This is a genomic window from Streptomyces diversicolor (assembly GCF_057537855.1).
Window position 1 is genome coordinate 1 of sequence record NZ_BAAJXA010000011.1, and the last position, 12,066, is coordinate 12,066.

11 protein-coding genes and 1 pseudogene are annotated in these 12,066 nt (G+C 62.6%); 8 read left to right on the top strand and 4 right to left on the bottom strand.

The window, feature by feature from the left end; all coding sequences use genetic code 11:
• Nucleotides 1-359: 359 nt before the first annotated feature.
• Nucleotides 360-1,673, top strand: a complete 1,314-nt coding sequence (locus AC27LF_RS14845; protein WP_479660193.1) for a hypothetical protein — start codon at nt 360-362, stop codon at nt 1,671-1,673.
• A 284-nt stretch (nt 1,674-1,957) separates the two neighbouring features.
• On the opposite strand, the gene AC27LF_RS14850 is transcribed toward AC27LF_RS14845, so the two are convergent.
• The gene (locus AC27LF_RS14850; RefSeq protein WP_351730371.1) at nt 1,958-2,170 is read right to left on the bottom strand and encodes a DUF397 domain-containing protein; all 213 of its coding nucleotides are present in this window, start codon (nt 2,168-2,170) and stop codon (nt 1,958-1,960) included.
• The gene (locus AC27LF_RS14855; RefSeq protein WP_479660192.1) at nt 2,167-2,988 is read right to left on the bottom strand and encodes a helix-turn-helix domain-containing protein; all 822 of its coding nucleotides are present in this window, start codon (nt 2,986-2,988) and stop codon (nt 2,167-2,169) included. The genes AC27LF_RS14850 and AC27LF_RS14855 overlap by 4 nt, the downstream gene beginning before the upstream one ends.
• Before the next feature lie 233 nt (nt 2,989-3,221).
• Here AC27LF_RS14855 and AC27LF_RS14860 point away from each other — a divergent pair, with 233 nt between their 5' ends.
• The 6 genes from AC27LF_RS14860 (at nt 3,222) to AC27LF_RS14885 (ending at nt 8,455) form a co-directional block, all read left to right on the top strand.
• On the top strand, nt 3,222-3,527 hold the full coding sequence (locus AC27LF_RS14860; protein ID WP_479660191.1) for a hypothetical protein: 306 nt from the start codon (nt 3,222-3,224) through the stop codon (nt 3,525-3,527).
• Nucleotides 3,528-4,283: 756 nt separating this feature from the next.
• Nucleotides 4,284-5,189, top strand: a complete 906-nt coding sequence (locus AC27LF_RS14865; protein WP_479660190.1) for an endonuclease/exonuclease/phosphatase family protein — start codon at nt 4,284-4,286, stop codon at nt 5,187-5,189.
• Nucleotides 5,186-6,346 carry a radical SAM protein gene (locus AC27LF_RS14870; RefSeq protein WP_479660189.1) on the top strand — a complete coding sequence of 387 codons (1,161 nt, stop codon included), beginning with the start codon at nt 5,186-5,188 and terminating at the stop codon, nt 6,344-6,346. The genes AC27LF_RS14865 and AC27LF_RS14870 overlap by 4 nt, the downstream gene beginning before the upstream one ends.
• Complete coding sequence (locus AC27LF_RS14875) at nt 6,343-6,480, top strand: hypothetical protein (protein WP_479660188.1); 138 nt, start codon at nt 6,343-6,345, stop codon at nt 6,478-6,480. The genes AC27LF_RS14870 and AC27LF_RS14875 overlap by 4 nt, the downstream gene beginning before the upstream one ends.
• Before the next feature lie 64 nt (nt 6,481-6,544).
• Nucleotides 6,545-7,351: an aminoglycoside phosphotransferase gene (locus AC27LF_RS14880; RefSeq protein WP_479660187.1), complete on the top strand. Its 807-nt coding sequence runs from the start codon at nt 6,545-6,547 to the stop codon at nt 7,349-7,351.
• Nucleotides 7,352-7,540: 189 nt separating this feature from the next.
• Nucleotides 7,541-8,455: an aminoglycoside phosphotransferase family protein gene (locus AC27LF_RS14885; RefSeq protein ID WP_479660186.1), complete on the top strand. Its 915-nt coding sequence runs from the start codon at nt 7,541-7,543 to the stop codon at nt 8,453-8,455.
• A 3-nt stretch (nt 8,456-8,458) separates the two neighbouring features.
• Here AC27LF_RS14885 and AC27LF_RS14890 read toward each other — a convergent pair whose 3' ends face one another.
• Nucleotides 8,459-9,841, bottom strand: a complete 1,383-nt coding sequence (locus tag AC27LF_RS14890) for an NsdA family TPR-like regulatory protein (protein WP_479660185.1) — start codon at nt 9,839-9,841, stop codon at nt 8,459-8,461.
• A gap of 206 nt (nt 9,842-10,047) precedes the next feature.
• Here AC27LF_RS14890 and AC27LF_RS14895 point away from each other — a divergent pair, with 206 nt between their 5' ends.
• Nucleotides 10,048-10,602, top strand: a complete 555-nt coding sequence (locus tag AC27LF_RS14895) for an ATP-binding protein (protein WP_479660184.1) — start codon at nt 10,048-10,050, stop codon at nt 10,600-10,602.
• Between the two features lie 337 nt (nt 10,603-10,939).
• On the opposite strand, the pseudogene AC27LF_RS14900 reads toward AC27LF_RS14895, so the two are convergent.
• Nucleotides 10,940-11,882, bottom strand: a pseudogene (locus AC27LF_RS14900) (IS481 family transposase).
• Nucleotides 11,883-12,066: the final 184 nt, after the last annotated feature.

The following is a 12,066-nucleotide window of genomic DNA, read 5'->3' on the forward strand; positions in this document are numbered from 1 at the left end:
TGAGCGAAGGGTACGTCGTGGCTGGGGTGTTATGGAGCCACTTTGGCGCGAGCCTCGCAGGTCATGGCCCCAACGTCGTGCTTTACCGGGCAGGTCCACTACCTGCCCGACGTGCCGGTAGCTTATGGGGCCATGACCACTCGCCCCTAAGCAACTCCAGCCCAAAGCCGTTCCACCGACCTCTGGCTCAACTAGCCTGCTGGGAACCCGGGAAAATTGGGCCACATAGAAGGCATGGCGTCTAGTCTGAACGCATGAGCTAGCGGATCGACCTCAGTCTCGGCGGAAAAATGAGGAACAGGCCGTGTCATGGCCGAGACGTAACCAAGGGTAGATCGGCTTTCAGGTGGGGAGTTTTCTTGGAGATCGAAAGCGGAGCACTGGTTAACACTAGCCCTCGCCCGAGGATGCTGGTCTACGGATTCTCAGGAGAGGAAGGATTGGTTGCAGATCTTCTCCAACTCTGCCCAACCTCTCGGCAGATCAGCAGCCTTCGCGAGGTACGTCAGGCCGAGTGGGATGTTCTTGTTACTGATCAACGCCTCGAAGAACGAACCGAGTACGTCGGCACGACTAAGGTCGCACCTCATCTCTGTGTAGTTTTTCGGTCGCGCGACCAAGTTTTTCACGAAGCAGTAGAGACCCGCCAAGGCTGGAACGCCGAAATCGGGTCGGAACCAGGGGTTATCTCTCAAGAGATTAGACGCGTCCGGAATCTTCCAGAGCGCATCGCTACCTTGGTACACGAAAAGCTTGAGCCGGTCATTACTAAGCGTGAGAAGCACCGGATTTATGGGCATCAATTTTCCACCAGGTCGGGCTCTGTGTCAGCCCCTAAGATTCAACCATTCATCACTACCGCAGATATGCACGCCTTGGCGGGCCGCTACGCTCGCAGTGATTCGTCTGAAGCGTGGCTACTTCCTGCGGACACCCCAGACCTCACCTCGTGGGTGCTGGCCGCGCTGGCAGAGTGGAGCAGTCTCGCGCCTGACAGATTCCCTGGGGTACCAGATTGGTCGACACGCGAGGCGTGGCTCACAGCGGAAGAGCTTCAGATTGTTGCAGAGATCGCGGAGGTCGAAAGGGAACGAACCGATCAACTAGATAGACTACAAAAAATTGAAGCCAAGCTTCGGTCACGCCTGAGAGACGCCCGCGAAGCAGCTGACAAATACGAACGCGCTCTTCTCACCGCTCAATCCGATGAGCTTAAGGGTGCGGTAGTAAAAGCGCTCGAAGAAATTGGTTTCACCGTTGTCGATGCCGATCAAAATGCAAAAAGTGATGATCACCTAGAGGATCTCCATATCATGGATCCGAGGGAGCCGGACTGGATTGCGCTAGGGGAGGTAAAGGGGTACTCAAAGGGCGCCAAGACTGAAGGTTTGACACAATTTCTGCGCTTCAACATGAGGTATTCAGTCAGGGCTGGACGCCATCCCGATGCATGTTGGTACATCGTGAACCAGTTCATCAAGCGCGATCCAGCCACTCGACAGCGAGCACTGCACGGAAAAGACGATGACGTGAAAGCATTCGGCGATGCAAATGGCTTGGTGATCGACACCGTCTTGCTGTTTCGCCTGCTTCAGAAGGTCAGAGGCGGGAGCATGTCCGCCGAGGAGGCAAGGAGTCTTCTACGGAATTCGTCCGGCAGGCTCACTTTGTGAGCTGGCTTGCCGCACACTTACGGACGGTCGGCGCATGGCCGCCCAGCCGCCTGGGCGGAACCTGAGTGTCAAACCGTGTGACAACGCCCACACGCAGCAGCTGACAAGCGTGCACACCTACGGACCATCACAGCAGGTGAGAGGCACCCCAACCCAAATACACGCGCCCGGAGTTGCCTCGGGACGAAGGGGTCATCGCTCCAATGCTCCACCAGCACGGTCTCGCTGTCGGGACAGGAGAACGGCCCCGCGCTGGATGCACGGGGCCGTTCTTCGTCGGTACGTCAGACGGTCTGGTCCTGAGCGTACGAGACGAACGAGGACCAAGCCGAGGGGCTGAGCACCAGTACCCCAACTTCTGGAGCCTTGCTGTCACGGACGGGAACCGTGCCAGACGCGATCTTGGAGGGTGCCCACTCAAGGCAGTTCCCTCCCTCTGGGCCGCTGTAGCTGGACTTGACCCACCTGACCTGGGCCAAGCGCTGATTACGGTTCACAGCTTCTCCAAGTACTCAGAGATGACGCTTGCGCTTTGATGGGCTGACAGCGCTTCGCCTACGAGGTCAGTGTAGGCACCCACGGCTGCCCTGACGTGCTCGGGATCTTCGATGATGCCCGCCGTACGGTAGGACTCAACGCAGACCACCGTCACGTGATTTGGCAACGTGAGGAACGAAGCAGCGTTCTCAATGAGTAGGTGCGCCTCAGCGTCAAGGGGCAGGATCCTCACCCGCGTTGTCGGGTGACTGCCGTGGTCCAGGAGCGCAGCCAACTGCTCGCGCATCACTTGGCGACCGCCGACATGGCGCATGAGGACAGACTCACAGAGCACTACCCGCACATCCGGCGGTACCGCAGACCGCAGAACGTCTTGACGTGCCAATCGCTTGATGACATCAGCCTCGATCTCTTCGGCGCTGGCCCTTGGCGCGCCCTTCACCAGAAGGGCGCGAGCGTAGGCTGCTGTCTGTAAGAGGCCAGGGACGATAGTTGGCGACCACTCCCAGATCGCCTGAGCCTGACGTTCCAGAGTCATGCGGCGCCGGTACAGCGCAGGGAAGTCGGCAGCGACACACTCCTCATACAGGGCCTTGAACAGTCCCTTGGTGCCGAATACTTCGTCAAGCAGCCCCGGAAGCTCTTCGGGGATAGGCGCATCGGTGGACTCTAGCCGACTGATAGTCGACTTCGACGTTCGGGTGAGCCGAGCGAGCTGCGTCTGGGATAAGCGGCCGCCGGCATACAACTCGCGAGCGCTCCGTAGCTCCTCGCCGAACCGACGCCGCGGGTTGTCAATGTCATCCGTAGTAGCCATCTCGGCTCCTGCCCACGTGCCTGGTCAATGACAGCCAACGAGCCTTCCCACCCTGATCAGGCATCTTGGCATATGCCACAGTGCCCAACCCTCAGGTCGGGCCGTGAAACCCTTCCAGACTACGCACTGTCGGGACAAGGTGGAGCACAGAAAGTGATGCAGCAAGCACACCCGAAGGGCCCGTTCCCACCATGCATCCCCACAGCCATCGGGAGAACAACACTCCCGCCGCATTGGCCATCGAGGTAGCTGAGACCACAAGCAACGTCACGGCCGGCGCGGCCTCGGTGGACCTTGTCTTGGAAGGGCGGAACCCTCGCCCCGAGCCCCCTGAGGAGTCAGTCATGTCCGGTCGTGAGCCCTCCGACGTGTTCGCCGCCCTCAACGCTGCATTTCTGGACGCGGGACTCCTGGTCCCGATGAAGCTTCGGCAGACGGCAAGGGGGCCGCAAGTCGTTATTGAGGGCATGAACATGGAGACGGCGGAACAACTGATCCTGGCCGTTCAGACGGGCGGAGTCAGGGTGATCCGGACATGATGCGGCCCCCTGAAGTTCGGCCGGACGCGCGAGTGCCCAGGAAGCTGCGGACGTGGAATATCGCTAGTGACGGACCCTTCTGGGGGGCAGTGCTCGTGCTGCTCTTCTGGGGCTCATCTGTCGTGTACATCTTCGTCACCTACCTGGGCTGGAAGTCGGCTTGAACGACATGCAGAACCGGGGCGAAGGCGCTCCGCTCAACCACCCCGACGCAGCCATACTCGTGCGTGATCAGTACATAAAGCTGCGGACGATGGCTCAGGCGGTGCGGAGTCAGGAATGGCTACAGACTTTCGATGACGATCCTAGCGAACTGCACGAGTATGTAATGGAGTTGGGCGCAGCGTTCCGAGGACTTGATCTGCTCCTTATCAACGGGGCCCCTTTCCCTGAAGTGTGGACGCTCGGGATCAGCCCGACACAGACTCCTACTCCACCGGATGACATCTTCGGTTCCTCGCCCTAGGAAACCGCCCGGTGGAGTAGGACAAGCGCCCTCCCTCGCGTAGTGCGCACTGGTCATGCGTAACCCCCGTCACGTGGGGGAGGGCATCAGCACCTAGGGCCAATAACAACCCCCAGTAGCTCAGTCAGGAAGAGCCCGAGCATCAACCAACTGATGCTGGCGTTAGTTTCCGACGTCGATTACTCCCGCTTCTAGTACTTCACGGGTCGGTAATCCGGAGACCCCGGTTCGAGTCCGGGTAGGGGGACCACACCGCTTCAACAGAAATCACCTATTACCTTGGAGGTGCCATGACCGAAGTCGGCACCGTCACCGTCGCCGTATGGAATATCGAGGCGGACGGCGGCCGAAATCGGGAGAGGCGGGAACCGGCTCTCGATGTCCTGGCTGCATATAGGCCGGATATCCTGCTTCAGCAGGAAGCCAAGCACAGTCGTGAACGTGGAAGACAGCTGCTTCATTCGACCGAACAGCGGCTGAATCTTCGTGGCTTCCTTTCCGAGCCGAACTCGGAGCTTGACGCTGACATTGCCACGGCTGTGTACGTCAATCCGTGGATATTTCACATAGCCGAAGAGCGGCCGGTCAAAAAACCGTGGTATCTGCACCCCTGTCACGTGAAGGCGTACCTCGGCAGTTGCCCGGTACCACTCAACCTCGTCTCTTTCCACCTGTGTTTCGATGATGCCGATCAGCGGCTCAGGGAGTCCAGGTGGCTGACCCGGCTGGCAGCACCCGGCAACGTCACTCTGGCAGCCGGGGATACCAACAGTTACCCGCGACGGCCCGAGCTGATCACCTTGCCGGACTGGACGATGGTCACCGACCGCGCGCATATGGTGCAACGCACCTACTTGGAAAACGGGACGTTGCAAACGGACACTCGGCCTGACGGGACCCTCATTGACGCCGGATACGTCGATCTCGCCCGCCACGCGGCCGATCACATTGACGGCGTCAGCGCAGACAGGGCGCTAGCCGCTACGGCAGGACAGCAGAAGCCCGAGCAGGGTGGACCGCAGCGCATTGACCGCCCGTATGGGGCAGGCGGTCTAGCCAACGCACTGGAAAGCGTTGAAGTGATCGACAACGAGGTAACCCGAGAAATCAGTGACCATTCATTGCTGATTCTGGGATTCGATCTGTCCAGGCTAAGGCGTGTGCTCACTCCAGCCCCTATTGCGGGAGCAGAGTGAGGCTCTACATCGAATCCACGAAATGTCTGGAGGAAGCCATGCATCAGGTGATCGTGAGTCCTCAGAATAATAAGTTCGTCGCCGTGAGGCCCGGCTCAAAGGCCGGGATGCAGCTTCCCCGAGAAAAGTACGAGGAAGTTCGCGCAGCGGTAGAGACGGCCGTGCCAACACCGAGTTGGTTCACAGATGCCGTGGCAGCATCCTGGGGGGTGGACCTGAGCAGCGCACCAGCTTCGAGCACGGTCCTTGTCCGACCGAAAACGACGCTCAACTACAGCCGCGCTACGTGGGAGATCAACAGGGGCTGCAACTTCGCCTGTGACATGTGTGTGGTCTGGAAGCGACCCTTTGCCGGACTTCCGATGGCGCGCAAGACAAAACTCCTGGAGATGGTCAGGGACTCTGGGGTTCTGTGGTTCCAGTTCACGGGCGGCGAACCGACCATTGATCCCGACTTCTTGGAGTCGTACCGGACGGCTTTCGGTATGGGGATGATGCTGGAGATCCTGACGAACGGGTCTCGGCTCGACCACGTACCGACTCTGGAAGTCCTCGCCGAACTTCCCCCACACAAGATCACGGTTTCTCTGTATGGTGCTACGGCAGAGACCTTCGATGAACTGACCCGTACGCGTGGGGCATACAAGAGGGTGATTCGGGGCCTACGGGCGGCCAGGGAAGCAGGACTTCCCCTTGAGCTGTCGCTCATCGTGACCGAGCACAACGCCCATGAAGTCGATGAAATGAAGTCCCTGGCGGAAAGTCTTGGCATCCCGCACAAGGTGTTCGCCAACATCTCTCCGTCCTACGACGGCGACAAGGGTCCCCTTGACTTCCAGGTCACCGAATACATCAACCGCGAAGAGGTGTTCCGGGGCTGCCCTGCTGGACATACCTTCTTCCACCTGGACCCGTTCGGCAATGCAACCATGTGCAAGGTCGGACGAGAGAACCCCATCAATCTCATGTCTACCGGGCTTGGTGGGTTAAGGGATCTGCCGCTCATCGCAGATGCCCAAATGCTTCGCACTGGGGGCTGTAGCGGGTGCAAGCTGTCCGGCTCCTGCCGGGTATGCAGGCCACTCGCCAAGCTCTACCAGCAAGCGAAGGCACCACTCCGCAACTACTGCCAACACGGATTCAAGGAGGAGTCATGACCGCTGCCACTGTCAACACCGTGGAAACGTCGTCCGCGACGGAGGCCGCAACCGCGGTCGTCCTGGTGGACGACGTGGAGGAGCTGACGGCCGACGCACAGCCCGGCTGTGGCAACGACAACCCGTACAACTGACCAGTGCGCACGACGGGGGCTCCGCTTTGCGGGGCCCCCGCCTCGTTGATGAGAGAGTGACCCCATGGCGTCTCGCACCGACTTCGATGAGCTGCCCTCGGCCCTCCGCACGGCGGTCGCCCACCACGTAGGTCGGATTCACCGTGTAGAGCCGGTATCCGCCGGCCTCAACAGCCAGATCGCGGCCCGCCTGCACTGCGATGCCGGCACGGTTCACGTGAAGGGTCTTCGAACCGACCACCGATGGGCCTGGACTCAGGAGCGCGAAGCCGAAGTGAACCCTTACCTGAAGGGGATTTCCCCTGAGCTGCTTTGGCGGGTGAAGGAAAGCGGCTGGGATCTGCTGGGATTCGACCACATCAAGGGCCATCACGCCGACTACAGCCACGGATCACAAGACCTTCCGCTGATGGTCGGCCTTCTGACCGGTCTCAGTGAGACCGAATGCCCCCCGCTCGAACTGCGAGAAGCCGGACAGCGGCTGAGGAACTACGTGGATGACGCCTCCCAGTCCGAGCTATTCGAGGGCAGCTCGCTGCTGCACACTGACCTCAACAACGAAAACGTTCTGATTCAGGAAAACCGCGCTTACATGGTCGACTGGGCTTGGGCTACTCGTGGCGCACCGTGGTTGGATGCCGCCTACTGGGTAATTTGGCTCATGGCGGCCGGTGAGCATTCTCCGCAGAGCGCCGAGCAGTGGGCAGAGCAGGTGCCTGCGTGGGAATCAGCTTCTCGTCAGGCGCTGAATGTTTTCGCCTCGGCCAACCAACGGATGTGGGCCGAAATCGGCGGAGACAGCCCCGACTTGTGGACCTCCCGAATGATGTCCGCCTCTGAAACCTGGTCCAAGTACCGACAGAGTCTCTGAGCCCTGAGTGAATCTGTACCAACGGCCTCCTGATTCCCGGGAGGCCGTTGGTGTGCCTCCTGGGCTGCGCTGTCCTCGTCAGGCGGTGGATCTGTGGGTACCGTCGAGGTCGTGTCTGGCGTGCGTCGGGTTGGTCGCCCGTAGGCGTGCGCTGGTTGATCGCGCACGACTAGGGGAGCTGGTACGGGCATGGCGCTTGACGCTGCTCGAACGCAAGAGGGGTTCACGTCGGCGAAGGCTGCTCGGGTGATGGCTGGCGCGTGCCGGGCCGCAGGTCTCGATGACAGAGGCGCAGAGCTGATCCGCCTTGGTGAGAACGCGCTGTTTCGGCTGGCCGCATTGCCAGTGGTCGTACGCGTGGCGCGCGGGGCAGAATGGTTGCCCAAGGCTCGCGTCGAAGTGGACGTGTCACGGTGGCTGGCTCAGCAACGGTTCCCGGCTGCTCAGATCCTTCAGGATCTGGAGCAGCCCCTCTTGATCGATGGCCACCCCGTGACGTTCTGGCACCTGATCAGCGAGGGGGGCCGGAAGGCGACATATGGGGAGCTGGGGCGGGTGCTGCGGGACCTGCACTCGTTGACTGTGCCGGGCGATCTTTCGCTGCCCTCGTACGATCCCTTCGACAAGCAACAGCTGCGGCTCGACCGGGCAGTCATCCCGGATGACGACAAGGTCTTCTTGCGGAAGCGGTGGCGGGAGCTACGCGACAAGTTCCGTGAGCTGCGCTTCGAGACGCCCAAGGGCCCCGTGCATGGGGATGCTCACGTGCAGAACCTCATGGTGGACGACCAAGACCGCGTGATCCTGATCGACTTCGAAGCCTTCTGCTACGACCACCCCGAGTGGGATCTGATGGTCACGGCCGTCGAACACCACAGCCTCGGGTGGCAGACCGATGAGCAGTACGCCGACTTCGTGGCCGCGTACGGGCGCGACCTGTACGACTGGCACGGGTACGAGACGCTGCGTGGCATCCAAGAGTTCGGGATGACGACGTGGCTCATGCAGAACGTGCGGGAGGACGAGGGAACCGCGGCCGAGTACCGCCGGCGTATGGCTGGCCTGCGCAATGACGATGCTCCTCGGGACTGGCGGCCCTGGTAGCTGCTATTCGTCGTCCTCGTCCATGCGGGCGAGCGCGTCTCGTACCTGCTCGTTGAAGGCGGCCACGGTCGGGTTCGCCGCGTGCACGCTGACCTCGTTCTGGAAGTCGGTTACGTAGCGTTGGAAGCGGGTTGACTGGAGGGAGTCGCCGCCTTCGACCGCGAGACTCGCGGTTGTCACGGCGGCTTCCAACTCACCGTTGAGCAGCTGACTTTGGGCAAGCACCATGCGGCAGAAGCCGAGAGTGCGGGCGTACTTCGGGTCGGTACTGTCCACGGCGCGCTGGGCTTGCTCGACGGCTTCACGGCGCATCTTGAGGTCACGGAAGCAGTGGCAGAGTTCGCCCATGAGTTCCGCTTCGTCGAAGTAGGAGAGCCAAGCGGGGTCGTCGGCTGTGTCGGCGCGTTCGAAGTGGCGCTCTGCCTCCTTCATCGCACGGGCTGCCGCGATACCGTCGCCCGCGTTGGACAGGGCGCGGGCCTCCATGGCGGAGTAGTTGGACAGGGCGCGTGGGGTGGCACGGCCCTTGGCGCCCTCGACGGCGGCGCGAGCCAACTGGATGGCTTGGGCGTGGTTGCCCAGGTAGTTGGCCTGGTGGCTGAGGTTGCCGAGGATCCGGGCGCCGAACATGCGGTCGTCTACGACTTGGGACAGGCGCAGAGTGGAAGTGAGGTAGCGGTGAGCGAGCCGGTGATTTCCGGCGTCGTATGCAGTCCACGCGAGCAACTGGGAGACCTCCGCGGCGGCGCCGAATAACGCGGTGCCTACCTTCTCGCTATAGCTCGCGTTGAGCAGGGGCAGTACCTCGTGCCGGAAATAGTGGCGTAGAGCCTTGTGCCCGTGGCCCCCGCCGTACTTGAAGTCGAGAGCCATGAAGGTTCCGGCCGCGTCTCTGATCGCGCGAACATCTCGCATGCCGACTCGTTGATGGGCGGGCCTGTCCGCCTGGATGCCGTCGGGGCGCGCGATCATCCATGACAGAACGGCCGAGCTGAGGTCGGCCTCTGCGACGATCAGTTGGCCCGGAGTGGGGTTGTCAGCGCGTTCCTGGGCGAGTCCGTCAAGCACCGACAGAACGTCGGGCACAGTGCTCGGGTAGCCGATCGGTTCGGGTGCAGGCGCCTTGGTGTGGTCGAAGAATCCGAGATCGCCCGGTGTGATGCGACGCCCGAGTTTGGCTGCGAGCACGTCTGCCATGAGCGCCGCTGTCTCCGGCCGGATGCCGGCGCCTTCGCGCCAACGCCTCACAGAGATGTGTGTTGTTCCTGAGCCTTGTTCGAGGCCGCGCCGACTGGCCTCGTCCGCCATGCGTTTCGCAAGGCCCTTGTTCGAGACCTTCGCTTCGTCCATCACGGCGATCAACTGCGCGTTTGGCTCTCGGCTCATGCTCCCCTGCCAACCCGAGAATGACGGCGAGTATTCATCGTGTCACAGTGATCCCGCCTGGGGGGTCCATTTGTGAACCCCCCTTGGCCTGGTGGGTGTTCATGTGAACCCCCAGGTGAACACTCCCGCTTACATCTCCTCCGTCGTTGACTGTTCGACACAGATCGGCGGGCTGTCGGGCTCGTCAGTGCTCGGGAGGGAACGCGGTGGAAGCGCAGCAGAGCAAACACACGGCGAACGCCTCAGGGCCGAGCCTTCCGCGCCGCTCGGTTCACGATCCGGCGCACGGCCACTTCCGATCACTGACGGTCTGCGCGGAAGACCCGGACTGCGTCAAGGCCGCACGCGACACGGTCAGCTCCTATCTCCGTACCTGGGGACTGGCGCACGCGGTCGATGACGCGCGGCTCGTCGTGTCCGAACTCGTCGGCAACGTCGTACACCACGCGGTGCCGGATGACTGCCTGGCCATGCCCGGCGCTGCGCGGCGGGTCGATGTGTCGCTGATGACCTGGCCTGAGGTGCTAGTGATCGGTGTCTCGGATGAAGACTCGACTCCGCCTGATCTTCCGGCAGGTGACTTCATCTCCCCCGCGCTGGCAGGCGACTTCCCCGAGGCGCTGTTGCCGGACCGCGGGCGCGGGCTGCTCATCGTCCAGCGGCTGGCGGAGGCGGTCTGGTGGTCACCGGGGACCAAAGGGGGCAAGACGGTGTGGTGTCGCCTTGACCTCGATCGGCTGTGGGCTGAAAACGCGGCCTGAGAAGCGCCGGGTCGCCGCCCCGGTCTGCTCCCTCGCGATCGGGAGTGGGCGGCGACCCGGTCACCGGCCGGAGCCTGACCTCTCCGGCCCACGGGCGCGGCTCCTCGGACGTTTCGAGGGCCTTCCCCTCGATTGAGGGGCCGCGCTCCAACCCCATACCGAGACCGGACCACCCCCGCGCCTGGCAGCTACCGGGGTGGTCCGGGAGGGAACGCGACGGTTCCCGGTGCCTGATGGTACCGGGGCCGTCGCGCTGCGTTTTGGCTCTGGTCCAAGGATGAGTTGGCTGCCGCCTTGGCTGCTGATGGCGCTTCCGGTCGCCGGCGGTTCGTGCGCCCTAGGTGTATTGCCCTGAGAGGTTGGGGACGCGGCTGGCGGGTGGTTGGCCCTTGAGCGCGGTGTGTCCGCGGTGGTGATTGTAGGTGTGCAGCCAGTGAGGGAAGGCGTCCCGTCGTTCCTGCTCTGAGCGTAGGGGCGGGCGTAGGCCCATTCGTCCAGCAGGGTGCGGTTGAAGCGTTCGACCTTGCCGTTCGTCTGGGGCCGGTAGGGCCGGGTGCGCTTGTGGGCGATCCCGGCTGCGGCCAGGGCATCGCGCCAGTCGCGTGAGCGGTAGCAGGAGCCGTTGTCGGTCAGGACCCGTTCGACGGTGATCCCGGACTGGGTGAAGTAGGCGTGGGCCCGTTGCCGGAAGCCGGTGGCGGTCTCCTTCTTCTCGTCCGCGTGGATCTCGCTGTAGGCCAGGCGGGGGTGGTCGTCGACGGCGGTGTGCAGGTAGCTGTAGCCGGCGTTCGAGCGGTTCTTGCGGCCCGCTTGCCGGCCCAGGGTCTTGTGGCCGCCGCCGTTGGGGATGTTGCCGAGTTTCTTGATGTCGACGTGGACCAGCTCGCCGGGCTTGTCGCGTTCGTAGCGGCGTATGACGCGGCCTGTGGCCCGAACAGGCGGGCCAGGCCGTAGCGGCTCAGGACGCGGTGCACCGTGGAGGGCATCAGCCGGAGCAGGTGTGCGATGCGGGCCGGTCCCCAGCGGCGCAGGACGCGGACCTTGATGATGCGGCGCTCGGTGCGGGTGGGGATGCGGCGCGGGCTTGTGCGGGGACGGGAGGACCGGTCGCACATCCCGGCCTCGCCGAACTTCCGGTAACGGTCGGCCCAGCGCTGGGCCGTGGTCGGCGAGACCTGGAAGCGTTCCGCGGCGCGTCTGAGGGGCCAGTTGTCCTCGACCACGCAGCGGGCAAGGCGCAGGCGGCCGGTCTCGCTCAGGGGTGCATTACAGTGGGGCACGAGGGCCTTTCTGTTGCCGGTGCAGATGTCGCAATCCACACCAGGCCAGAAGGCCCTCACCCATTTCAAGATTGGTCAGCCGTGAACTCTGTCACCGTCCACAACCTCCCGGGACAGAACACCTAGGCATGCCAGTGACCTGCGCGCGCTGCTGATTTCAGTTGCCCTTGGCAAGTTGATATCC